This window comes from Pantoea sp. EKM20T, from assembly GCF_011800485.1.
Classification (GTDB): domain Bacteria; phylum Pseudomonadota; class Gammaproteobacteria; order Enterobacterales; family Enterobacteriaceae; genus Pantoea; species Pantoea agglomerans.
Window position 1 is genome coordinate 417,944 of the sequence record NZ_JAALFW010000004.1, and the last position, 21,806, is coordinate 439,749.

The following is a 21,806-nucleotide window of genomic DNA, read 5'->3' on the forward strand; positions in this document are numbered from 1 at the left end:
ATGCATTTATCCATTTCAGACAGGGTTAATTCAGAGGAGACGTTGTGAATAGTGCACTTCCATTAGATGCGCTTGGGCCGCGCATTTGTATTATGGGTCCCTCGAACAGCGGAAAATCGACCTTAGCTGAAGCCATTGCTCGCAAAACAGATCTACCAGCAGTTCATCTGGATCAGCTTCACCATATTCCGGACAGTCAATGGATGCCCAGAGCACCGGCAGAATTTCTCCGTTTGCATGCTGAGGCGGTGAGTCAGGAAAGATGGGTGATGGAGGGTAATTACACCAAATGCATTGAAGAACGATTCGCGCGTGCCACAGGCTTAATTCTGCTGGATGTAAAAGTGACAGTGGCACTGCTGCGGTACATTCGCAGATGTTACTCATCCACGCCGCGTATTGGCGGCCTGGGGATGGACAGAGAGCAGATGAGCCTGGAGATGCTGAAATATATTCTCCGTACTGCCCCGCAGAATCGAAAGCGCCATAAAAAGCTTTACGACCAGGTCAGACTGCCAAAACTTCTGCTTCCTTCTACTCGCGATGTTAAAGCCTGTTCTGACTACTGGGGATTACAGCTAACGAAAAATGATCGATGAACACAGGCTGACGGAATAACGTCTGTTTTTCGTTAATGGGGTCGTTCTGACTCAGTAACCTTTTTTGAATAACAAAGAAGCACCACTGCCATCAATCAAAAAGCATTAAGCTTGTCAGAAGAGAGTCCAGCGATTCTACCGGCCCGGCATGATTTGTCTCTGAACGGATTGTGTCCCAGGGCATGGCGTCATCAGTACAATAATCACCTGTGCACTGCATATCGGCAGGCTCACTGAGTAAACCAACCGGAAGCCAGATATAAGGCCTGCCACGCAACCGGTTAGGCACTGTGGAGCCACAGCTGGCGCAAAAATCGTTGCGATAACCTGTGGGTTTGCGCCATGACGCGATCTGGCTCTCACCGGAAATCCAGCTAAAGTCACTCTCTTTTACGATCGTTGCCAGGTTATAGCCGGTTCCGCTCTGTTTTCTGCACAAAGAACAGTGACAACGGTAATAGCGCGTGGGGGTTACTGATATTTCGAAAACAACGGTTTCACACAGACATGCGCCTTTCATTTCATCATCCTGTTCACTCACATTCCTGGTTTGTCGGACTACTTGCCTGATCATAGTGGTGTTTAAGTAAGGGGCTGCAGTAGCGCTACCGCAACCCTGTCATTTTAATGCGGCTCCGGCTCATTGCATGATCTTTTGCGTATTTGAGCCAGAAGCGGATAACCCCTCGTACACCTTCATCAGTATTAACTGCGGCTGAATACCAGTTTCAGCCCTGCCAGCGCAAAGCAGCAGGCTAATAGCGCATCGAGTCCGCGACGAATGCGACGGTAAAATGCACCCATCATGGCGGTTGAGAACAGCAGAGCATAACCGCCGAACACAACCACGCAAATCACCGCACAGCCGCAGATGATTATCGGCAGCGTGGCGGCGACCACATCCGGCTTCAGTGCAAACGACATAATGGCCACCCAGGTAAGAATCGCTTTGGGATTGCCGATATGCATCAGGATACCCTGACGAAACAGTCTGCCATATGCGACCCGCTCATCGCTGGCTTTAAAATCGCTGGCCTCAGTGCGGCGTAACGCAGATTTGCCGGCTTTAAACGCCAGCCATAACAGATATAACCCTCCGACAATTTTTAGCACGATCAGCAACTGTGCGAAGGTGGCCAGCACGGTCAGCACACCGCAGGCGGCCAGCAGCGCCCAGAGCATCGAACCACTCACGACACCCGCAGCCAGCGCCAGTGCGGCACCTCTGCCCTTTTTCATTGCCGTTCCCATTATCGCCATATTACTTGGCCCGGGACTGGCTGTAGCGACAAAGTAGGTGGTGAAGATCAGGATTAATTCGTGCGAAAGCGCCATGATGTCCTCTGCGATGGGTTGTTATTTATCTGTTATATCGGCTGACGTGCAAATTTGCTATCTCCTGGTTCGCTGCGGCTTCGTTTCTCGCTTTAAACGATCTGCGCAATCAAACGTTTTCCAGACATAGCTTTCTTCTGCGGGGATCGGCATCCTGCCGGAAGTATCATCAAAGGATTCGCTTTAAGGGACAACTCAGGGTCGTTTACGTTCATCCAGACGCAGCTGCAAAAATGTCAAATCCAGCCAGCGTCCAAACTTAGTTCCAACCTCCGTCATTCTGCCAGACTCAATAAATCCCAGTTTTTTATGCAGGGCTATGGATGCTGCATTTTCCGATTCAATCGCCGCCACCATAACGTGCTTCCCGGCTTCGCGAGCAAGCTGGATAAGCCCCTGCATCAGGGCGGCACCCGCGCCTTTACCTCGTACATCTTTATGAACGTAAACCGAATGCTCAACCGTATGACGATATCCGTCCCAGGGACGCCAGTCACCATAAGAGGCATATCCCAGCACGGTATCATCTTTGTCTGTCGCCACAATCACAGGAAAACCGGCCTGCTGGCGGCTGTTTATCCACGCGATGCGGTTAGCCACATCAATACGATTTTCATTCCAGATCGCGGTGGTGTTAAGCACCGCGTCGTTATAAATCTCTGAGATGATTTCAGCATCGCTCTCTACAGCCGCACGGATAATCATGGTGGACACCCCTTTGCTCACTCACTAAAGTAGATGAATTGTTCACTATGATAGTTATCCATTATGTTAGATAAAAAGTCCAGCAAAGAAGACAGCCTAAACATCCGCATCGGTCAGAAGGTAAAAGAGGAAAGGGAAAAACGCGGCTGGTCACTTACCGAGCTGGCTGATAACTCAGGCGTTTCACGGGCGATGATTCATAAGATTGAGCGTGGGGAGAGCAGCCCGACGGCGGTTCTGTTAGCGCGCCTCTCAGGCTCGTTTGATATGACTATCTCACAGCTGCTTGCTCAGACTGAAGTGCAAACCGGGACGCTGGTCAGGCATGAAAATCAGCCGGTGTGGCAGGATCCGGAAACCGGCTATCTGCGTCGCCACGTTTCTCCGGGCGAGATGCCGGTCGATCTGGTCAGTGTCGAATTGCCGGCAAATACCGCTGTGCCGATGCCGGCAATCTCCTATGTTTCAAGACGCCAGCTGATATGGGTAATTGAAGGGACACTGACTTTTGAAGCAGGTACCAGCACCTATGAGATGGCTGCTGGCGACTGTCTGGAACTGGGCGATCCGGCTGACTGCGTGTTCAGAAATAAAACGGCTCAGGGCTGTCGATATGCCGTTATCGTACTCCGGCCTGCCTGAGCAGGCAGAGGGCATAAATCCCTGAGTAAATCGGCCATTGGCAGAGGGATGATTGTCACTCAGTCCGGCTGTTGATCGCCTTTCAGGAATCAAATCGTCAGCCGGACTGAATCTGCTCAGGGAAAGATTATTTCCCCAGAATCTCTCTGCGGACAATCTCAGCGCCAGCACTTAACGCATGCAGTTTGCCATTGGCAACCTGACGCGGCAGTGGAATCATGCCGCAGTTGGTTGAAGGATAGAGATTTTCAGCATCCACAAACTGCAGCGCTTTGCGCAGCGTATTCGCCACTTCTTCAGGTGTCTCAATGGTATGAGTTGCTACGTCGATGGCACCGACCATCACCTTCTTACCGCGAATCAGCTCGATCAGATCCATCGGAACCCGCGAGTTCTGACACTCCAGTGAGACAATATCGATAGCCGAACGCTGTAATTTCGGGAAGACCTCTTCGTACTGACGCCACTCTGTACCCAGAGTTTTCTTCCAGTCTGTATTCGCTTTAATGCCGTAGCCGTAGCAGATATGAACCGCGGTTTCACACTTCAGACCTTCGATAGCGCGCTCCAACGCGGCGATGCCCCAGTCATTCACTTCGTCGAAAAAGACGTTAAACGCAGGTTCATCAAACTGAATAATATCCACGCCAGCGGCTTCTAATTCTTTGGCTTCCTGATTCAGAATCTTTGCGAATTCCCAGGCCAGTTTTTCGCGACTTTTATAGTGATTGTCATAAAGGGTATCGATCATCGTCATCGGACCCGGCAACGCCCACTTAATAGGACGATCGGTCAGCTTACGCAGGATTTTCGCATCTTCAACAAATACGGGTTTCTGACGTGAGACTTCACCCACCACGGTCGGGACGCTCGCATCATAGCGATTACGGATTCGCACCACTTCACGCTTTTCAAAATCCACACCGCTGAGGTGTTCAATAAACGTCGTCACGAAGTGCTGACGGGTCTGCTCGCCATCACTGACGATATCAATACCGGCCCGAACCTGATCGTCCAGACACAGACGCAACGCATCTCTTTTGCCGTCAACTAACTCTTCATCCTGCAGTTTCCAGGGTGACCAGAGCACCTCTGGCTGCGCAATCCAGGAGGGTTTAGGCAAGCTGCCAGCAGTAGATGTCGGTAATAAGGTTTTCATAGCAGGTGACCTTCTATATTTAATTAATCAAAGAACGAATTCAGCAGACCATTGCGCGAGAAGTGTCTGATTCGGCTTAATAAAATGCGTCTCAGTAAACTTACCCTGTTCGACGGCCAGGCGGCTGCGTTCTTCGCGATCGTAAACAATCCGGGTTAACGAATAATCCTGATGCTGCAGCGTGGGTTGATAGCACTGTCCCGCAGCAGAATTCGCGTTGTAAATTTCAGGGCGATAGATCTTCTGGAAAGTTTCCATGGTGCTGATGGTGCTGATCAGCTCGAGATTGGTGTAATCGCTGAGCAGGTCACCGTGGAAATAGAAAGCCAGCGGCGCAACACTGCCCTGCGGCATGAAGAAACGCACTTTCAGACCCATTTTTCCGAAATAGAAATCAGTCAGGGAAGGTTCATCCTGCTGATATTCAATGCCCAATACCGGATGCTGATTACCGGTGCGCACGTAGGTGTTTTTGCTCGATACACTCAGGCAGATAACCGGCGATTTACTGAAGTTCTCTTTATAGACCGCTGAGTTCACGAAACTTTTGAAAATATTGCCATGCAGCTGACCAAAATCATCTGGCAGGCTGAATTCAGTCTGACCTTTGTTATGTTCTGACAGAACAACGCTGAAATCATAATCACGCACATAGGAAGAGAAGTTATTGCCGACAATCCCCTCGGTGCGCTGACCGGTTTTATGATCCACGATATGCGTTTTTAAAATCTCAATCGCCGGGAACGTTTCGTCGCTGCTTCCGGGACGAAGATTCAGCTCAGCAGAAATAATCTCAAGTTCAACTGAGTAGCGGTCGCCCTTTGGATTGTCCCAGTGCGCCAGAGAGTTGAAACGATTGTCGATCATCACCAGGGCGTTGTGCAGGTTTTCCTGACGTTTTTCGCCGCGCGCTAAATTAGCGAAGTTAGTCGTCGCCCGCGTATTTTTCGAAGGATTATAGTTTTCGTCGAAACGAATGCGCTTGAGGGTAAAGGCTAAGTTGTTCATCGCTATCGGGTATCCTGGTCGCTGATATGCGTTGTTGCATTTAAGGGTTATCCAGCGTGGCTATCCCTTTACAACTATTCATATGACTCAAAGTTATTAACAATTCTTACTTTATGCCTCAACACCCGGTTGAAAAAAAGTGATTAAATTTCAACGAACATGAAGGGAATTCATGTTGAGGTATTTAAGCGGGGAAATTTTCATGAGGCAGCGAGTCTTTTAACACCTGATGTAAAATCTGGGTGTAAAAAGCCTCGCACTAAGGGGGCTTAGCAAGAGATGTCAGAGGTGGAGTGATCTTTCGCCTCAACTTAAGGCGCGGAGGCTTTCATGATCCCATAATCAGGCACGCCAGCGTGCTGTTAGTCATTTAGCGGAAATCAATCGGTTCTCACCCGCAGAGCGTTAAACGCAGCATGGATGCAGCAGCTAATAAATCCCGGTCACAGCCAGGCAACACGACTAAATTTTATAAACGTTATCACACATGACTTTATGTGCGCCTGATTTTACCGAAAGCCTGCACGCTGCCTCTTTCATCAGTTTTCCCATCTCACTGTCGCGCATCGACTGCGTCAGGCGTGAAGCCGGACCGGTTAATGCCAGCGCCGCGAGCAGTTTGTTACCTTCACCAAACACCGGTACGGAGAATGCCGCGATATGCGGATCGCGAATACCTGACGTGAACAGCGGGAGTTCAGGCACAGAGTCAAACAGAGGTTCATTCAGCCCCCAGTAACGAAGCACCTGCCCGATGGCCGAATTATCCAGCGGCAGATAAGTGCCGGGCAGACGTGTTTCACGCAATCCTTCAGAGGGCTCCGCTCTGAAAAGACAGAGTCGTTGACCGTTTTCAATCACATACCATGTGGCGCTTTCGCCTGTCGCAGTCGCCAGTGCGTGAAGTTCAGGCTGAACGATACTGGCCAGATGAAAGGATTGTTCATAGAGCTTGCCCAGATAAAGCAGTCTTGGCCCCAGGGTATAAACGCCATTGTCGCGACGAATGACATAGTTCATGCGCTCAAGTGAGTTCATCAGACGATAAACTGTCGTTTTATGGTACCCCGAAAGCTGCGCCAGCGCGGTCAGCGTCAGTGATTCCTCACCAGGCCTGAAACAATCCAGCAGCGCCAGCGCTTTTTCTACGGCAATTACGCCTTCATTCCCCATCGGTACGTCCTCCTGTTTGCGACGGCAGGCAGTTTACCGCGCAATTTGTGATTCACATCGTATTTACATCACAAATGAATGCTTAACACTGGTGCGAACTCAATTAACATCGATATAGTAGTTTTATATTGTACAACTTAGTTGTGCCTGGTAAAACAAAGAGGATTAATCTATGCCCCATGCAGAGAATACCTTCATCAATCGCGACATTATCCGTATCGCACCAGAGCGCGTAAAACAGGCTGCTCAGTTTCAGGCGGCGATCCTTGCTGATGTTGCCGGACGACGCGGAACGCTGCACGGTCGCGTAAAACCTGTGTCCCCCACAATGAAAGTCGCCGGACCGGCTATCACTGTCGAGGTGAGACCGGGCGACAACCTGGCGATCCACGCCGCGCTGGCGATTGCCCAGCCGGGCGATGTCATTGTGGTCGATGGCAAAGGCGATATCAGCTGTGCATTAATCGGTGAGATAATGTCCACCCAGGCAGAAGCCTCCGGCATCGCCGGAATTATTATTGATGGTGCGGTGCGTGACGCCGATGCACTGAGCGCGAACGGCTTTCCGGTTTTCTCTGCGGGCCTGAATCCCTGCGGCCCGACCAAGTCCATTGCGGGACGGGTCAACTACCCTGTTTCTGTGGCGGGCGCAGCCATTCAGCCAGGCGATCTCGTCATCGGGGATATTGATGGCGTGGTGGTTCTGCCGCGTGAAGACGTTCCTGCGTTGCTCGAACTGGCACAGAAAAAACTCGATTTCGAGACCAGCCGTATTGCAGCCATTCGTGATGGCGACCTTCGCGCGCCGTGGTTAGAAAAAGCCCTGCAAACCGCTGGCATGCTGGACGATGGGGAGACGCTCTGATGACAACCTCTTCTCCCGTAATCCTGGTGACGGGTAATGACCTGGCACCGCAGGCAGTAAACCTGCTTAGTGACTTCAGCATTGTTTATGCCGGCAAACAGCCCAGCGAAGATAGCCTGTTCCAGCTCTGCCAGCAGCATAATCCTGTGGCGATTATCGTCCGATACGGAAAAATCAACGCCCGCATTATGGATGCCGCGCCTGATCTGCGGGTTATTTCCAAACACGGCAGCGGCATTGACGTTATCGACCAAAAGGCGGCGGCTGAACGTCATATCAGTGTTCAGTCAGCCCCGGGGGCCAACGCAGCGGCCGTGGCCGAGCATACCTGGGCGTTAATTTTAGCCTGTGCAAAATCGGTGATACCGCTTGATCAGCGCATGCGCCAGGGACACTGGGACAAATCGACCCATAAGTCGGTGGAGCTGGAGGGCAGAACGCTGGGTCTGGTAGGGCTTGGTGCCATAGGCGGTCGTGTTGCCCGCATTGGCCGTGCTTTTGGCATGAAGGTGCTCGCTTATGATCCTTTTGCCAGAACCTTTCCCGATGAGTGTGAATCCTCCTCACTTGACGACCTGCTGCAACAGGCAGATGTCATTTCGCTGCACTGCCCGTTAACCGAACAGACGCGCCAGATGATTAACGCTGAGAAACTGGCTCTGTTTAAAAAAGGCGCCATCCTGGTGAACACGGCGCGCGGTGGTCTCATTGATGAAGAAGCGCTGTTAGCCGCGCTGGATAATGGCACTGTCGCCTGGGCCGCACTGGACAGTTTTGCCACAGAACCCCTGACTGCGCCGCATATCTGGCAGAGTGTTGGAAATGTGATTCTGTCGCCACACATCGGCGGCGTCAGCGATAACTCCTACGTGAAGATGGGTACCGTCGCGGCCAGTAACATATTAAATGTACTGGCAGAACCACTGAAAAACGAAAGTCCGGTAGTCTGAACCGCCCTCTCCAGCCGACCAGACAGGTAACAGCGCTTTCTGGTCGGCTGGTTAATAGGTAAATCTGCTGCATTAGAGCGTAATGCTTAGCTGTCAGGGTTTCCGATACGAATCTTATTCTGTTCTATGCCGTCCTGGCTTACTTGCCTTCGCCCACATTAATAGGTTTATTACCCTTCAATCGTTAACGACTCTTCCCGCGTATTGAATAAGGTGGCTGCCTGCAGCGGTTTCTTTGAAGTGTTCATTGTAGGTCATGTGTTATGAAGGATATGTCCGCTATGAGCGAGGAGCGGATGACTAGTTTGCAGCAAGACGGGAGCAGGATTTATTGGGGTTATATCCACTGTTTTTTTGGATTATAACGCGATATTCGATGATTTCAGCAAATGTCCTTCCGTTGATGTTTAAGTATAATGATAATGTTTATCAACAAAAGGATATTGTTATGTATGGGTTTATGATGATTCTGGCTGTTCTTGTACTCAATGCATGTACTACTTATTCACCTGTTAAAGTTGAACAACCCAAGCCCCTTCGACAAGATCGACCCGTTTACCCATACTATGCGGCTAAGAACCGGATAGAAGGTATGGTTAAGTTTAACTTTGACGTTGATGCAGAAGGCAGGGTAAGTCAGATGAGAATTATCGAGTCTACACCAGACCACTTGTTCGATGATGCTGTAATAACAGCCGTTTCAAAATGGCGTTTTGAAAAGGGCAAACCTGCCAAGAATCTTCCCATGACTGTAAAATTAAAAGTGCAAAAATAGATTTGATTTTAAGGCTGCATAAATGAAAATTAATGACTGTAATTCAGGAGGTTATTATGGCTGAATGTTCTTCTTCTAAATATTAACATAAATTATTATCCGATGTCCGCTTCTGGCACAAAGCGGACTAAATGCAGGCCAAGATTCGGTATGAGCGAGGAGCAGAAATTTTGACATGAGCTACCCACTTGCCTTATAAAATTGTTTTCACAACAAAGGGATATTGAAATGAAGATCTATACTTACCCCAAAAGCCGATCATTAAGAGTACTCTGGGCTCTTGAAGAAATGGGAGTGAATTACGAGTCTATCAGAGTCGATCTTTTGAACCCTGCTTCTGAGGTTAAATCACCCCATCCATTGGGAAAAGTTCCTTTTTTGACCGATGGTGAAGTGTCAATCAGTGAAACCTTAGCGATCTGTATTTACCTGTGTGAACAACATAAAAACATCTCTATTTATCCCGCAACTGCTGAAGAAAAATCCTCCGTTAATTCGTGGTTAAGCTTCACGCTATCCGATCTGGAAGCCCCCGTCTGGAGTCTGCTCAAACATGTTGTCTTCACTCCCGAAAATCAACGTTCCCCAGATTTAATGAATTACCTCAGTAAGGAAGCAGATAAAGTTATCTCTCAGATTAGGTTTAACCCAACTCAAACATGGATTGCGAGTAACAACTTTACACTGGCCGATATTTTTCTTTCTCATACGTTGTTATGGGCAAAACTGTGCGGATTGGAAATCACCGAAGAGCTTGATAGCTACATATCAAGAGCAACGAGTCGCCCCGCTTTCTTAAAGGCTCAGGAAATAAATAATCGCTAATCAGGTTTTGTCATCTCTTAAGGATGCATTGATGTCCGCTTCTGGCACAAAGCGGACTGACGGCAGGCCAGGGTCCGCTATGAGCGAAAAGCGGACGCTGGCGTTCTTTGTAAAAATCCGGTTTGTGTTGGGTTGCATTAGTTTAGGGACGAAAAATATTGTGTCGGCGATTTACCCAGCGCTTTCCTGAACATTGTAATAAACGCGCTGACCGAATCATATCCCAGCGTTCCGGCTACGTGCTGCACGGATTGGCCTTCTGCCAGATGGCTCAGCGCAACCATTAAATGCAGTTGCTGACGCCAGCGACCAAAGCTCATTCCTGTCGCATCTTTTATCAGCCTGGCCAGAGATCGTTCGCTGGTAGCCAGATGCGCAGCCCACTGCTTTAGCGTTCTCCGGTCATCAGGATCATTAAAAAGTGCCTCAGCCATATTCCGGATTTTAGGATGGTCGGATACAGGCAGGTGGAGCGCTTTAACCGGCACATCCGGTATATGTTCCAGCAGCACCGCTGCCAGCCTCGCGGTTTTACTGTCAGGCGAATAAGCATGTTCCTGCTCTGCCAGAAAAAGAACCAGCTCGCGGACCAGAGGAGTAATAGCAAGGGTACAGCAGGTTTCCGGCATCGCTGCCGCGCCGGGCTCAATAAATAAAAAGCAGGTGTCTGCATTCTTCGTGACCCGACAACTGTGGGGGATTTTTCCCGGAACCCAGACAGCATGTCCCGGTGGAACAAGCCACAGCGCATCCTGAACCTTACAGCTCACTGCACCGCGCAAAGAGAGAATAAGTTGTCCCTTACGGTGAGCGTGCGGACTCTGACCTGCATACTCGCCTGACGATGATACATGCAGCGCGATAGCAGCCTGACTGAAAGCATCGGCATTAAACTCATCCGGTGAGGTCACCGGTTTTTTATTAACTGGCATGATTTAGTTATATGTTGTCAGGTTATCTATATTGTGTAACTCATGCGTCCTTTAAAGTCTTTCTTTTTACCAGAGAACGCAAAATTTATGTCCTACACTACGAACAGGTGGTCTTCAATCATACTTGCGACCGGCATCCTTTTTATTGCCATTAACCTGCGAGTTCCATTTACCGCTATCGCACCCGTTTTAGAGTCCGTTCGCCATGATTTTGGGCTAAGTATCACTGCCGTTGGGTTGCTTAACTCACTGCCTTTACTGGCATTTGCCGCATTTTCTCCCCTGAGTGCATCAATTTCCCGGAAGTACGGTCTGGAGCGCACCCTTTTTGGTGCCCTGGCCGTGATTTCGGGGGGTATCCTGCTTCGCTCCACAGGCAGTGTCTGGGCGCTTTATGGCGGAACCATATTGATAGGTATCGGGATTGCTCTGGGCAATGTCCTGCTGCCTGGCCTTATAAAGCGTGACTTTTCTGGCAACGTGGCTTCCGTAACAGGGGCATATTCCATCACCATGGGCGCCGCTGGCGCCATTGGCTCTGCCATTGTCATTCCTCTGACGCAGATCTGGGGCTGGAACATCGCGTTAGCCATGCTGGTTTTAGCACCGCTGCTTGCGTTGCTTTTATGGTTGCCCCAGTTAAAGAAGAAGCATCAGCTGCCAGTAGCGGGTGAGAAAAAAGCGGCGACCGTCGCGGTGTGGCGCTCGCCTCTGGCATGGCAGGTCACCTTGTTTATGGGCCTGAATGCGATGCCGTTTTATGTTGCTGTCGGCTGGCTGCCAGCCATTCTTACGGACAGTGGACTCTCTTCAGCTCAGGCTGGTGAGGTACATGGCATCCTTCAGCTTACCACCGCCATTCCCGGCCTGATTCTGGCAGCCACGCTGCGTCGTTTTAACGATCAGAAATTAGCTGCTGCTGGCGTCAGCCTGTTAACCGGGGTGTCATTTATCGGCATCCTGTATTTGCCGAATCTGGCGATGCTTTGGGCTGCGCTTCTCGGCTTTGGCTCAGGTGCCAGCATGATGCTGGGTCTGACCTTCATCGGGCTGCGTACTAAAAACGCCGGTGATGCTGCCGCGTTGTCAGGCATGGCGCAGAGTGTCGGTTATCTGATGGCGGCGATGGGTCCGCTGTTGCTGGGCAAAGTACAGGAGTTGTCCGGAGGCTGGACGGTACCATTACTGATAACCGCAGCAATCGCAGTCGCAGGTGCCTGCACCGGAATGGCTGCCGGACGAAACGCTCACCTGGAACCTGTACAGCAGCCGGGGTGAATTAGCTGACACAGCAGGGGAAACGATCGGTTTCTCTGCTGAGGATGCTATTAATTGTCGTTCTGAAGCGTTTACCTGTTACCGGAGCCGTCTTTTACCGGGAAGACCGTTTCTCACCTGCTCCTTCGTTGAAAAGTCCGGCAACCCAGTCAGCAAAAGCACGCACGGCAGGAGAGAGAAAACGCTGATGCGGATAGAGCATCGTCACCGGCACGGAGGGTGGCTGCCAGTCCGCCAGAACTTCGATCAGTTTGCCTTGTTGCAGATTCTCCGAAATCACATTCTCAGCAAGCTGTGCCAGCCCAAAACCTTCAAGACACAGTCTGATGTAGAGTCCCGTTTCGTTAACGGCTGCATCCCCCTCAACCTGAACAGAGAAGGGCTCAGTGCCTCGTGTGAAACGCAGTTCATTAGTGCGCCTTACCGAACCGGAAAAGTAATGAATCGCCCGATGCTGCGACAACGCTTCCGGCGTCTCAGGGACACCATACTCCCTGAGATAGTCCGGAGAGGCGCAGGTTACCCAGCGAAACCGGCCAAGCGGACGGGCAACCAGTGTGGAGTCAGTTAATTCCCCGGTTCGGATGACGCAATCCACTCCTTCCTGAACAAGATCGACCTGCCGGTCGCTGACACCAATCATCAGGTAAATATCCGGATAATGCCGGTAAAAGTCTTTCAGATTGGGCATGACGATGAAATGGGCAATTCCACCAGGCATATCAACCCGCAGCCGCCCCTGAGGGCGTCTGATGGATTCAGTCAGGCTGGATTCACTATGTTCAATTAGCGACAGGATCTCCCGGCATTGCGCCAGATACTGCAGGCCTTCAGGAGTAAGGCTGACCCGCCTTGTCGTGCGGTTCAGCAGACGCACCTGCAGGTATTTCTCCAGGTTTTTAATCGTGCTGGTGACGGTGGAAGAAGGCAGCGACAGGGTTTCTGCCGCGCGTACAAAACTCCCGGCTTCAGCAACCCGCGTGAAAACCTGCATAGCCTGAATCCGATCCATCGTCCTGCTCCTGGGTAAAAGTGAGTCTGATTATTCGCTAATTATGAATTATGAAAACGCTTTAAGCATCTTTTTCAGGGTAATTACGTGACGTATCGTTTCCCCATTAATCAGGAAAGAGGCAGGTTTAATGACCGACTACATCAGAATTATTGTTAACAATCAGAATGTCACTTTACAGGCTACGTTGATTCGTGGCGCGACGATACTGAGCATGGACGAGAACGTCGGTAACATTGAGCGTGGCGATATTCTCATCAACGGCTCAACGATTACCGCCGTTGGCCAGAACCTTGATGTACCGGGTGCGCATGTCATTGATGCCACTAACATGATCGCCATGCCGGGAATGGTCGATTCTCATCGTCACGCATGGGAAGGACAGCTGCGCCGCATTAACCCAAACGCTACCTGCCTGGACGACTACAGCAATGCCACACACTTCTCGTTCGCTAAATATTACCGTCCTGCCGATATCTATGTTGGCAACCTGCTGACGGCGCTTGGCGCTATTGACGCGGGCATCACCACGATGATCGATAACTCGCACAACAGCCGAACCGCAGCGCATTCCGATGCCGCCGTCGAGGCCCTGCTTGATACCGGCATTCGTGCCATTCATGCTTCCGGCGCACCGGTAGCTGGCGAATGGGATAAAGCGCACTGGCCGGGAAACTGGCAGCGTCTGCAGGACAAGTATTTCAACGACAACCCTGAAAGCCTGGTCTCTCTCGCCGTCATGGCGCAGCTGGAGCCGGAGTTGTGGGCCGAGGCCCGCAGACTGGGATTGTCGATTGTCACTGAGTTCTTTGGTGCGGAGATGGGAGCTGAACTTAAATCACTGCATCAGCAGGGGCTGCTGGGTCCGGACAATATTTTTAATCACTGCACGGCGCTGCCTGACGAGGGATGGAAAATTCTGCGCGAAGCCGGTGTCCGGGTGAACGTCTGCCCGCGCTCAGATTCGCACTATGGCATCGAAAGCGGAATGTTCGCCATTGAGGCCGCGCAGCGTCATGGCATCAATCCTGGCCTGAGCGTAGACAATGAAACGTCGTACAGCACCGACATGTTTATGGAGATGCGCGTCGCCTTTTACCTGCAGCGCGTGATGGGCATGCATCAGCAGCAGTGCTGCGATTCTGAACATGCGCTGAAAACGCTTCCGGCGGCGCAGCTCCTTAAAGCCGCGACTCTTGATGGCGCGGCCTGTGCAGGGATGCAGGACAAAGTGGGCAGCCTGACGCCAGGCAAACAGGCTGACCTGGTGCTGATTAATACCAGTGATATCAATCTTTACCCGTCCGGCAATGCCTTTGGTACGGTGGTTCATGCCGCCGAGCGCAGCAATATCGACACCGTCATGATCGGCGGACGCATCGTTAAGCAGAACGGTAAGGTGCTGGGCGTGGACAGCACGCGACTGCGGGCGGCGATTGATGAGTCACGTGAGCACCTGTTTGCCGCCTCTGGCTACCAGCCCGACAATTTTGCTGACACCTTCCTGCCGCTGGAGCAGGCAGACTGAAAGGAATGAAAAGCATGATCTATTACGTAATCGCTTTTGCCGCAGGTCTGGGGATCACTCTGCAGACGACCCTGAACAGCCAGCTGGCAAAGGGACTGGGCGGCGACCCGGTCACTGCGGCGCTGTTTTCCTTTACGGCGGGCGCGTTAAGTCTGGGGGTTTACGCGCTGCTGAGGGGAGGATTGATGACATCGCTGGCGGCGATCCCGTCGCAACCCCTCTGGAGTCTGACGGGTGGAATGATAGGCGCATGTGCCCTGTTCAGCTATGTCGTGCTTGCGCCGAAAATCGGGTTTTCAGCTCTGCTCGGGCTGGCGATTGTCGGACAGTTACTTTCCTCGCAGATGATTGACCACTATGGGTTGCTGGGTGCTATGCGGCGACCGGTTTCGTTACTCAGGCTGGGGGGGATGGTTGTCATGCTGATCGGACTTGCCGTCATGCTTTTCGGCGATCGGCTCTCTGCACGTTTTCTGCAGTAACTGCGTTATCCACTTTTGCCATCGTGCAGTTCGACCTTTTATATCCGGAGGATTAACATGTTTTCAATTGCAGCTGAAGTCAGGAATACGCTTGGAGAGTGCCCGCTTTGGTGTGAGAGAACCCGCAGACTCTACTGGACTGACATTGAAGCCAGTGAACTGCTCGCCATAGAAGAAGGCAATGATGCAGTGATGCGCTGGTCGCTGCCTGAACGCCTTGGCTCCTTTGCACTGACCGAAAAGAGTAACATTCTGCTGATGGGATTCGCGTCAGGGCTGGCTTTCTATGATCTCAACAGCAGTTTAATTACCCCAGTGGCCGCTTCACCGGGAGACATCGGGACCCGCATAGGTGATGGACGATGTGACCGTGCCGGTAATTTTGTCTTCGGGACGATGGATGACGGTTATCCCGTTAAAGTCATCGGTAAGTTTCATCGACTCAACGCGGCAACGCTGACTGTTGAGACGCTTGCACTGCCCGATGTCGCTATACCGAACAGCATCTGTTTCAGCCCCGATGGTGGTACGCTCTATTACTGTGACTCGATGCAGGGTCGGATAATGTGCTGTGATTACCCCTTGCTGCAGAACCAGCGCGTGTTCGCCGAAATCGAAGGCAGCGGCGCGCCTGACGGCTCCTGCGTGGATGACATGGGCTATCTATGGAATGCTGAATGGGGAGGAAACCGTGTTGTCCGTTACCGCCCGGTTGGGACCACAGACGCTATTCTGACGTCACCTGGAATCCAGAGCACCTGTCCGACACTCGGCGGTGAGGGTTTTACCCGTCTCTATTGCACCACGGCTACAGTGGGACTCACTGCGCTGTCTGAATATGACGGTGCATTGCTGAAAGCTGAATCTGATGTCAGCCCCGGCTTAACTGAAAATCGCTTTGCGGCACACACAGTTTAACGGTTTTGATTCTGACAGAATTTTGCCAGTTCAGGCTCAAAGAAAATGTCCGCTTCTGGCACAAAGCGGACATTCTTAAGAGTCAATACGGAAAAGGAGAGAGGCTGCGCTCTGCAGGACGCAGCCAGATATCAGAAGGTCGTCCAGTTTCCGTCTGTATCAGCAGGCGCATCTTTCTTCACTACGGCTGGTACAGATACAATTGCATGCCGGGTGGCTGCAGGATGAGAGACTGCAGCAAGCGTGAACACCGACACCGACTGCAGCAGCAGGGATGCCTGTTCGCGCAGGCTCTGCGAGGCTGAAGCTGATTCCTCGACCAGTGACGCATTCTGCTGCGTCACACCATCCATCTCCGTTACGGCGATGCCGACCTGCTCAATACCGCGGGCCTGTTCGGCACTTGCAGCAGTAATTTCCTCAACGGTATCACTTAACTGACCGACCGATGACACTATATCCGCCATCGTGGTCACAGACCGGCTCGCCAGGGTGCTGCCTGCACTTACGCTTGCAGAGTTTGCCTCAATCAGCTGACGGATCTCACCGGCTGCTGTGGCGCTGCGGCTAGCAAGCGTGCGCACCTCACCGGCGACGACGGCAAAACCACGCCCCTGCTCACCCGCACGCGCCGCCTCTACCGCCGCATTAAGGGCCAGTATGTTGGTCTGGAAGGCAATGCTGTCAATCACCGATGTGATGTCCGCAATCCGGCCAGAACTTTCGCCGATAGATTTCATGGTTCCGAAAATGTCGGAAGTCACCTCGCTGCCCTGACGGGCGACCTCTCTCACGTTAACAGCAAGCTGTGCCGCCTGACGGGCATTGTCGGCATTGTTTTTGACTGTGACGCTGAGCTCGCTCATGGTAGCAGCGGTCTGCTCCAGTGCACTGGCCTGCTCCTCGGTGCGCTGAGACAGGTCTGTGTTCCCCTGCGCAATCTGCAGGCTGGCTGCGGCAACGCTCTCGGCATTCCGGCGTACTGTGCTGACCGTCTGCGCCAGCGAGTCCTGCATCTCAGCAACTGCGGTGAGCAGCATACCGGTTTCATCCCGTCCGCTGACAGGGACGGCCTGACTCAGGTCTCCGCGTGCGATGCGTTGTGCGGCGGCAAGCGTTATGCTCAGTGGGCGGGTAATGCTGCGGGTGATGAGCCAGGCTGCGGCGACGGCAAGCAGAATGGCGGCAGCACTCAGCGAAGTCAGCAGAATGGTGGCCGCATGTTGTTCATCTTCAGCAGCACTACGCGCCGTTTGCATCTGTTGTTCCTGAAAAGATACCAGGTCTGCAATAGTTTTCAGATAGTCAACCTGGGTCTGGTAGCGCGGACCAAGAAGAAGTTGTGCGGCCTCGTCCCGCTTGCCTGCCATTCCCAGCGCGACAACGTCATCAGAAAAGGCAAGATACTGACTGCCGGTGCTCCTGATTTGCGCAATCAGCTCCCGGCTTTTGGGTGCCTTCAGCAGGGCATCAACCTGATCAACCGTAGCGGTAATTTTATCATGTACCCTGTCATAATCTTTTTTAAAGACGGCCTTCCGGTCAGGTGCATCCGCCAGGACAACGTTACGGACCAGCCGGCTAAGGTCAGTTGAATAGTAACGCAGATTGGTTGCAGTCGAGGCCTTCTGATAGCGGCTGCCTGCAAGCGTATCCGCCGTCTCTCCCAGAGACTGAATGCGGGTAAATCCGGTAAACGCAACGATAACCAGAAGAAGAAGGATGAAGGCAAACGCAGCGCCAAGCCGCGTGCCGATTCTGATGTTGTTCATAAGGTTCCTAGCTGAAATAACGTTTAATTAATAGAGCTTTACATGTGGATTAATGCTTATCTTATCTTTTATTTTTGTAGGGTCATTCAGAGGCAGTTGGGGGTAATTGCTGTATGCGGCTTGCGCAAAATGTTGGACTACAGGGAATGCATATCGATGCACTTACCTATTCATGCTGTGATGATTTTTTGAAGATTAAACCGGTGTTTCTCCGGCAGGTCTGGTGACAGAAATAAAAAATCCCGGCACAGGGGAAGCAAAGCCGGGAACCACTTCTAAAAGCACAAACGCTGTCAGTGACAGAGGCAATCATACCGACAGGCATAGCTTTTATCGGTTCGCTTATCAGAAACTTTATTTCTTATGAAAGATTACGCCTGAGTGAGTGTATGCATCTCCATTGGGAAAGGATGAGTGCTTCTGCCGGTTCCGTGATATGCAACTCTATTGATGTTCGCTTTGAGCGAAAAGCGGACTACCAAGGGGTATGTCAGGCAGCATGGTGTGGAAAATATAGTAAGGATTTGCTTCCAATGAAAATGAGTAATTTTTAGACTTGTGGCCAGCCGATGAGTACAGCACCAGAAACACTGAGTTTAGAATACCTTGTGCAGCAGACCGAGTATCATCTGCACTATGTACACTAAAAAATGGCATTGTTCAGACCCCATATCTGCAGCTGACTAAAGTGAAAATAAAATGAACAAAAGCAGTCTTAAAGCCTTTTCCGTGCTACGTGTTCTGACGTTGACGTGCGTGCCAATACTTTTACTGGGTTGCGCCAGTGCACTTTGCCCTTTTGGCAGCACTGAAGGCACGGTTCCGGACTTTAAAAATAGTTACTGGATATCCACTGAAAAAAAACCGGCTAAGACCAATGAACAAGTTCTGGAGGAATGCACTCATGCTGCCGATGCTGAAGAGCAACGCCTTTCGCAGGCCTATTTGCAGCTGTGTAAAACCGGCCATATAACCGGTGAAAACCAACGCTTTGCACAGAAATTACTGGGCAATCCACTCTTTTCTGTCTCTACAACAGCAAAAGCGGCACCTCAGCATCGGTCAGATGAATCAGCTGAAGCTCAGCTGAGATGGTCGGTGACTTATAGCGATAATCCCCAGAACTTTAAGGAATTTTGTGGCTATTACGTTGAAAAAAACGCAGCGGAACGGTCCGGCACCATGCTGGGTTTACAGGTGGGACGTTACAAAGAGCAAGTTTTTAAACAGTGCATGGCAGAAAACCATATGGCGCTCATTGTTCCAAATACTGAATTCAGTAAGTGCGATGCGATATCGTGGTAAGCAACCGTGTAAGCCGTGAAAGCAAGCGTCCGATTCTGGCACAAAGCGGACTGACGGCAGGCCAGGGTCCGCTATGAGCGAAGAGCGGATATATTTATAGATAAGAACAGACCTGCATTTTCTGGAGCAATCATACCCATTTCAGCTACGCGTGGGAACGATGTTATCCAGACCTGCATTACGCCATATACGGAGTAAGCTATGCCGGGAATGAGGATATCCTTCCTGCAGGTGCTGAAGAGATTTTAATCGCGTTACGTCGAAATGACGAAAGTCGTTACGTTTTTCACACCATGCAGCAAGCACAATAGCGCCGGAGAAGTAACCCAGCGCGAAAGGCCATATCGTTCTTTCACTCATATTACCGAGTCTGTCTGTATAACCTGCACGGATTTTACGTCTCCACCTGATGGCGCTTCGAACAACGCTCAGGTTTTCAAAGTTGTGATGAGCTTCCTGTCTCTTTCCCACCAATAATGACGAGTCATCAAACAGTGTCTGTAACTGTGGCGGAAGACCGTGGCGGACTTTCCCCGTTACCTCTGAAGCCGCTTTAGCAATGCCCTTATCACCATATGTGGCTACCCAGCGTAAACCGAGCGCCAGTGCATCGAGCTGTTCGGGGGTAAACATCACCGGCGGTAAATGATGGCTCCGGGAAAGGATATATCCTGTGCCAGCCTCACCCTGAATGTCGGCACCCTGAGCGCGTAGTGCGCCAATATCACGGTAAAGTGTACGAAGACTGATTGAAAGTTCTTCAGCCAGCCTGTGGCCGCTTATCGGATAGCGATGCTGATAAAAAATCTGCAGAAGATTGAGAAGGCGTTCTGCTCGTTTCGGTCCTGATGCTGACATGTTCTGTCAATGCTCCCTGCAATAGTGATGTCTCATTCTTTTTGGCGTGAGAGACTCATGATACCTAACCTGATCATTCTTTATGTTGATAATCCGATTGTCAGCAGTGGTTTTTACCAGAAGCTATTCAATACAGAACCAGACGTGATGCTTCCGACGTGGGTGGCTTTTTCCTTTAATAACGGCCTGAACCTTGGACTATGGTCAACGACAGCGAGTGACTTTATATCCTGCGGTGTAGGTAGCCGAACTGAATTGAGTTTTATGGTGAAAGATATTCAAGAGGTTGATGTGCTTTATCAGCAATGGTCAGAGAGCGGTGTGCAGATAGAACAGGAGCCCAAACATGCTGTTTTTGGCAAGACGTTCGTTGCGCTTGATCCTGACGGGCACCGTATCCGGGTATGTATTCCGGACGAATAAGTTAAAACGCTTACCTACCCATTTTTGAACCTGACGCATCCGCTTCTGGCACAGGGCTGCTGTTGCAGCCCTCACAGGCTAGACTTCAATTGACTCCGATATTTCCAGAGCATCATCTACCTCAATGCCAAGGTAACGTACTGTGCTTTCGAGTTTTTTGTGCCCCAAAAGTAACTGGATTACCCGAAGGTTCTTCGTTTTTTTATAGATAAGATATGGCTTGGTTCTGCGCATTGAGTGCGTACTGTAGAGCGTCTCATCAAGACCCAGCTTCCCAATCCATCCATGAAAAATACGGTTATATTGTCTGGTTGAGATGTGTCTTGAAGAACCAACGCGGGACTGGAAGAGATAGTCGCTATTACTTAGTTGAGCCATTTTGATCCACGCGGCTACAGCCTCTCTGGTTCCCTTAGTCAGTTCAAACTGAACAGGGCTGCCCGTTTTCTGCTGCAGCACTGTCGATCTGCCCGAAACAGAGTGCCCATAGGCTATATCAGAAACTTTTAGCTTAACCAAATCACAGCCCCGAAGTTTACTATCCAGAGCCATGTTAAAAAGAGCCAGATCACGAACTTTTCCTTCCAGCTCAAGACGGATACGAATTCTCCAGATATGAGAGATCTGAAGAGGCCGTTTCTGGCCGATAATGCGGCTTTTGTTCCAGGGGGATGTTGTCATGTTCAATCTCCATTGGGTCAGGAGATGTGATTATGAGTGTCCCGTATGAGCGAAGAGCGGACCTTTTTTGGCAAAGATTTATATATTCCAATTGCTTTAAATATCACTTTCTGGCGAAGCGCCTTAATGGAAATCAAGTAGAGCATCAATTAATATCCAAAACCTATGGAAATAAACCTTTATGGCTTTATGCCAGCACTACTCCCTGTTGCACTGTCCCCCGGAGCAAGCTTCACTCTTGTTATGAATGGAGCTCTGGCTGGCGGTTACAAAGGACTATTCAGAACGCTTGCCGGAACAGCCTTGGGTATATACACACATGCGGTTCTCATAGGGCTAGGTATAACCGCTGTGATCATCTCGTCTCCAGCAACTTTTGCGGTGTTGAAAGTTTTCGGAACCGCCTATCTGCTCTGGTTAGGAGCAATGCTCATCCGCAGCGGGATAAGGTCAAATGCCAGCGGGCTTGCTGTTACGAAACATTCGGTGACTTTAAGAGAGGCCTGGATAGCTAATATTTTGAATCCTAAAGCCATCATTTTTTATCTGACAGTCGTTTCGCAGTTCGCAGGGATACAGGG

General features: G+C 50.9%; 24 protein-coding genes. 13 read left to right on the forward strand and 11 right to left on the reverse strand.

Annotated features, from left to right (window positions below; genetic code table 11):
* Positions 1 to 44 precede the first annotated feature (44 nt).
* Positions 45 to 599 (forward strand): AAA family ATPase, encoded by a 555-nt coding sequence (locus tag HFD94_RS23020; RefSeq protein WP_242461825.1) that lies wholly within the window; start codon positions 45 to 47, stop codon positions 597 to 599.
* Positions 600 to 690: 91 nt separating this feature from the next.
* Here HFD94_RS23020 and HFD94_RS10240 read toward each other — a convergent pair whose 3' ends face one another.
* The 3 genes from HFD94_RS10240 to HFD94_RS10250 form a co-directional block, all read right to left on the reverse strand.
* Positions 691 to 1,119, reverse strand: coding sequence for a GFA family protein (locus HFD94_RS10240; RefSeq protein ID WP_072000486.1), 429 nt, complete (start codon positions 1,117 to 1,119; stop codon positions 691 to 693).
* A 185-nt stretch (positions 1,120 to 1,304) separates the two neighbouring features.
* Complete coding sequence (locus tag HFD94_RS10245) at positions 1,305 to 1,934, reverse strand: LysE family translocator (RefSeq protein ID WP_167433113.1); 630 nt, start codon at positions 1,932 to 1,934, stop codon at positions 1,305 to 1,307.
* 195 nt (positions 1,935 to 2,129) lie between these two features.
* Complete coding sequence (locus HFD94_RS10250) at positions 2,130 to 2,639, reverse strand: GNAT family N-acetyltransferase (RefSeq protein ID WP_167433114.1); 510 nt, start codon at positions 2,637 to 2,639, stop codon at positions 2,130 to 2,132.
* Positions 2,640 to 2,702: 63 nt separating this feature from the next.
* Here HFD94_RS10250 and HFD94_RS10255 point away from each other — a divergent pair, with 63 nt between their 5' ends.
* Complete coding sequence (locus HFD94_RS10255) at positions 2,703 to 3,281, forward strand: XRE family transcriptional regulator (RefSeq protein ID WP_167433115.1); 579 nt, start codon at positions 2,703 to 2,705, stop codon at positions 3,279 to 3,281.
* A gap of 127 nt (positions 3,282 to 3,408) precedes the next feature.
* Here the strand turns inward: HFD94_RS10255 and HFD94_RS10260 are convergent, their stop codons facing one another.
* The 3 genes from HFD94_RS10260 to HFD94_RS10270 form a co-directional block, all read right to left on the reverse strand.
* Positions 3,409 to 4,440, reverse strand: coding sequence for a methionine synthase (locus HFD94_RS10260; protein WP_010670701.1), 1,032 nt, complete (start codon positions 4,438 to 4,440; stop codon positions 3,409 to 3,411).
* A 27-nt stretch (positions 4,441 to 4,467) separates the two neighbouring features.
* A complete protein-coding gene (locus HFD94_RS10265; RefSeq protein WP_033760144.1) occupies positions 4,468 to 5,448 on the reverse strand; it encodes a DUF1852 domain-containing protein in 981 nt (326 codons plus the stop codon).
* 462 nt (positions 5,449 to 5,910) lie between these two features.
* Positions 5,911 to 6,621: an IclR family transcriptional regulator gene (locus tag HFD94_RS10270; protein WP_010247520.1), complete on the reverse strand. Its 711-nt coding sequence runs from the start codon at positions 6,619 to 6,621 to the stop codon at positions 5,911 to 5,913.
* A gap of 172 nt (positions 6,622 to 6,793) precedes the next feature.
* Between HFD94_RS10270 and HFD94_RS10275 the strand changes: the two genes are divergently transcribed.
* The 4 genes from HFD94_RS10275 (at position 6,794) to HFD94_RS10290 (ending at position 10,036) form a co-directional block, all read left to right on the forward strand.
* Complete coding sequence (locus HFD94_RS10275) at positions 6,794 to 7,486, forward strand: RraA family protein (RefSeq protein WP_010247523.1); 693 nt, start codon at positions 6,794 to 6,796, stop codon at positions 7,484 to 7,486.
* Positions 7,486 to 8,436, forward strand: coding sequence for a hydroxyacid dehydrogenase (locus HFD94_RS10280; RefSeq protein WP_010247525.1), 951 nt, complete (start codon positions 7,486 to 7,488; stop codon positions 8,434 to 8,436). Before HFD94_RS10275 ends, HFD94_RS10280 begins: the two co-directional genes overlap by 1 nt.
* A 376-nt stretch (positions 8,437 to 8,812) precedes the next feature.
* Positions 8,813 to 9,211, forward strand: a complete 399-nt coding sequence (locus tag HFD94_RS10285; RefSeq protein WP_243234783.1) for a TonB family protein — start codon at positions 8,813 to 8,815, stop codon at positions 9,209 to 9,211.
* 228 nt (positions 9,212 to 9,439) lie between these two features.
* Positions 9,440 to 10,036 (forward strand): glutathione S-transferase family protein, encoded by a 597-nt coding sequence (locus tag HFD94_RS10290; RefSeq protein WP_010261183.1) that lies wholly within the window; start codon positions 9,440 to 9,442, stop codon positions 10,034 to 10,036.
* A gap of 137 nt (positions 10,037 to 10,173) precedes the next feature.
* Here the strand turns inward: HFD94_RS10290 and HFD94_RS10295 are convergent, their stop codons facing one another.
* Positions 10,174 to 10,968 carry a helix-turn-helix domain-containing protein gene (locus HFD94_RS10295; protein WP_010259082.1) on the reverse strand — a complete coding sequence of 265 codons (795 nt, stop codon included), beginning with the start codon at positions 10,966 to 10,968 and terminating at the stop codon, positions 10,174 to 10,176.
* An 87-nt stretch (positions 10,969 to 11,055) separates the two neighbouring features.
* Here HFD94_RS10295 and HFD94_RS10300 point away from each other — a divergent pair, with 87 nt between their 5' ends.
* On the forward strand, positions 11,056 to 12,246 hold the full coding sequence (locus tag HFD94_RS10300; RefSeq protein ID WP_122889309.1) for an MFS transporter: 1,191 nt from the start codon (positions 11,056 to 11,058) through the stop codon (positions 12,244 to 12,246).
* 94 nt (positions 12,247 to 12,340) lie between these two features.
* Here the strand turns inward: HFD94_RS10300 and HFD94_RS10305 are convergent, their stop codons facing one another.
* Complete coding sequence (locus HFD94_RS10305) at positions 12,341 to 13,258, reverse strand: LysR family transcriptional regulator (protein ID WP_010259086.1); 918 nt, start codon at positions 13,256 to 13,258, stop codon at positions 12,341 to 12,343.
* Between the two features lie 130 nt (positions 13,259 to 13,388).
* Here HFD94_RS10305 and HFD94_RS10310 point away from each other — a divergent pair, with 130 nt between their 5' ends.
* Genes HFD94_RS10310 through HFD94_RS10320 form a run of 3 tightly spaced genes read left to right on the forward strand, consistent with a single transcriptional unit; the run spans position 13,389 to position 16,186 of the window.
* Positions 13,389 to 14,786 carry an amidohydrolase family protein gene (locus HFD94_RS10310; protein ID WP_167433116.1) on the forward strand — a complete coding sequence of 466 codons (1,398 nt, stop codon included), beginning with the start codon at positions 13,389 to 13,391 and terminating at the stop codon, positions 14,784 to 14,786.
* Between the two features lie 14 nt (positions 14,787 to 14,800).
* A complete protein-coding gene (locus HFD94_RS10315; RefSeq protein ID WP_010259088.1) occupies positions 14,801 to 15,268 on the forward strand; it encodes a DMT family transporter in 468 nt (155 codons plus the stop codon).
* A gap of 57 nt (positions 15,269 to 15,325) precedes the next feature.
* The gene (locus HFD94_RS10320; protein WP_122889308.1) at positions 15,326 to 16,186 is read left to right on the forward strand and encodes an SMP-30/gluconolactonase/LRE family protein; all 861 of its coding nucleotides are present in this window, start codon (positions 15,326 to 15,328) and stop codon (positions 16,184 to 16,186) included.
* Between the two features lie 131 nt (positions 16,187 to 16,317).
* Here HFD94_RS10320 and HFD94_RS10325 read toward each other — a convergent pair whose 3' ends face one another.
* Positions 16,318 to 17,958 (reverse strand): methyl-accepting chemotaxis protein, encoded by a 1,641-nt coding sequence (locus HFD94_RS10325; protein WP_033773742.1) that lies wholly within the window; start codon positions 17,956 to 17,958, stop codon positions 16,318 to 16,320.
* Between the two features lie 699 nt (positions 17,959 to 18,657).
* Between HFD94_RS10325 and HFD94_RS10330 the strand changes: the two genes are divergently transcribed.
* Positions 18,658 to 19,263 carry a hypothetical protein gene (locus HFD94_RS10330; protein ID WP_010670695.1) on the forward strand — a complete coding sequence of 202 codons (606 nt, stop codon included), beginning with the start codon at positions 18,658 to 18,660 and terminating at the stop codon, positions 19,261 to 19,263.
* A 141-nt stretch (positions 19,264 to 19,404) separates the two neighbouring features.
* On the opposite strand, the gene HFD94_RS10335 is transcribed toward HFD94_RS10330, so the two are convergent.
* Positions 19,405 to 20,121, reverse strand: coding sequence for a YafY family protein (locus HFD94_RS10335; protein ID WP_010669700.1), 717 nt, complete (start codon positions 20,119 to 20,121; stop codon positions 19,405 to 19,407).
* Positions 20,122 to 20,178: 57 nt separating this feature from the next.
* On the opposite strand from HFD94_RS10335, the gene HFD94_RS10340 reads away from it, so the two are divergent.
* Positions 20,179 to 20,544, forward strand: a complete 366-nt coding sequence (locus HFD94_RS10340; protein ID WP_029518932.1) for a VOC family protein — start codon at positions 20,179 to 20,181, stop codon at positions 20,542 to 20,544.
* Positions 20,545 to 20,622: 78 nt separating this feature from the next.
* On the opposite strand, the gene HFD94_RS10345 is transcribed toward HFD94_RS10340, so the two are convergent.
* Positions 20,623 to 21,225, reverse strand: a complete 603-nt coding sequence (locus HFD94_RS10345) for a site-specific integrase (RefSeq protein WP_122889306.1) — start codon at positions 21,223 to 21,225, stop codon at positions 20,623 to 20,625.
* 165 nt (positions 21,226 to 21,390) lie between these two features.
* Between HFD94_RS10345 and HFD94_RS10350 the strand changes: the two genes are divergently transcribed.
* Positions 21,391 to 21,806 (forward strand): LysE family translocator (locus HFD94_RS10350; RefSeq protein ID WP_167433117.1); only part of this gene is annotated, 416 nt, incomplete at its 3' end.

What these genes read in the sequence shown, in the direction of transcription:
- HFD94_RS10260 (WP_010670701.1), bottom strand. Translation starts at nt 4,440, where the DNA reads ATGAAAACCTTATTACCGACATCTACTGCTGGCAGCTTGCCTAAACCC.
- HFD94_RS10320 (WP_122889308.1), top strand. Translation starts at nt 15,326, where the DNA reads ATGTTTTCAATTGCAGCTGAAGTCAGGAATACGCTTGGAGAGTGCCCG.
- HFD94_RS10300 (WP_122889309.1), top strand. Translation starts at nt 11,056, where the DNA reads ATGTCCTACACTACGAACAGGTGGTCTTCAATCATACTTGCGACCGGC.
- HFD94_RS10295 (WP_010259082.1), bottom strand. Translation starts at nt 10,968, where the DNA reads ATGCCAGTTAATAAAAAACCGGTGACCTCACCGGATGAGTTTAATGCC.
- HFD94_RS10335 (WP_010669700.1), bottom strand. Translation starts at nt 20,121, where the DNA reads ATGTCAGCATCAGGACCGAAACGAGCAGAACGCCTTCTCAATCTTCTG.
- HFD94_RS10285 (WP_243234783.1), top strand. Translation starts at nt 8,813, where the DNA reads ATGATTTCAGCAAATGTCCTTCCGTTGATGTTTAAGTATAATGATAAT.
- HFD94_RS10265 (WP_033760144.1), bottom strand. Translation starts at nt 5,448, where the DNA reads ATGAACAACTTAGCCTTTACCCTCAAGCGCATTCGTTTCGACGAAAAC.
- HFD94_RS10345 (WP_122889306.1), bottom strand. Translation starts at nt 21,225, where the DNA reads ATGACAACATCCCCCTGGAACAAAAGCCGCATTATCGGCCAGAAACGG.
- HFD94_RS10275 (WP_010247523.1), top strand. Translation starts at nt 6,794, where the DNA reads ATGCCCCATGCAGAGAATACCTTCATCAATCGCGACATTATCCGTATC.
- HFD94_RS10245 (WP_167433113.1), bottom strand. Translation starts at nt 1,934, where the DNA reads ATGGCGCTTTCGCACGAATTAATCCTGATCTTCACCACCTACTTTGTC.
- HFD94_RS10280 (WP_010247525.1), top strand. Translation starts at nt 7,486, where the DNA reads ATGACAACCTCTTCTCCCGTAATCCTGGTGACGGGTAATGACCTGGCA.
- HFD94_RS10325 (WP_033773742.1), bottom strand. Translation starts at nt 17,958, where the DNA reads ATGAACAACATCAGAATCGGCACGCGGCTTGGCGCTGCGTTTGCCTTC.
- HFD94_RS10315 (WP_010259088.1), top strand. Translation starts at nt 14,801, where the DNA reads ATGATCTATTACGTAATCGCTTTTGCCGCAGGTCTGGGGATCACTCTG.
- HFD94_RS10340 (WP_029518932.1), top strand. Translation starts at nt 20,179, where the DNA reads ATGATACCTAACCTGATCATTCTTTATGTTGATAATCCGATTGTCAGC.
- HFD94_RS10255 (WP_167433115.1), top strand. Translation starts at nt 2,703, where the DNA reads ATGTTAGATAAAAAGTCCAGCAAAGAAGACAGCCTAAACATCCGCATC.
- HFD94_RS10240 (WP_072000486.1), bottom strand. Translation starts at nt 1,119, where the DNA reads ATGAAAGGCGCATGTCTGTGTGAAACCGTTGTTTTCGAAATATCAGTA.
- HFD94_RS10290 (WP_010261183.1), top strand. Translation starts at nt 9,440, where the DNA reads ATGAAGATCTATACTTACCCCAAAAGCCGATCATTAAGAGTACTCTGG.
- HFD94_RS10270 (WP_010247520.1), bottom strand. Translation starts at nt 6,621, where the DNA reads ATGGGGAATGAAGGCGTAATTGCCGTAGAAAAAGCGCTGGCGCTGCTG.
- HFD94_RS10310 (WP_167433116.1), top strand. Translation starts at nt 13,389, where the DNA reads ATGACCGACTACATCAGAATTATTGTTAACAATCAGAATGTCACTTTA.
- HFD94_RS10330 (WP_010670695.1), top strand. Translation starts at nt 18,658, where the DNA reads ATGAACAAAAGCAGTCTTAAAGCCTTTTCCGTGCTACGTGTTCTGACG.
- HFD94_RS10250 (WP_167433114.1), bottom strand. Translation starts at nt 2,639, where the DNA reads ATGATTATCCGTGCGGCTGTAGAGAGCGATGCTGAAATCATCTCAGAG.
- HFD94_RS10305 (WP_010259086.1), bottom strand. Translation starts at nt 13,258, where the DNA reads ATGGATCGGATTCAGGCTATGCAGGTTTTCACGCGGGTTGCTGAAGCC.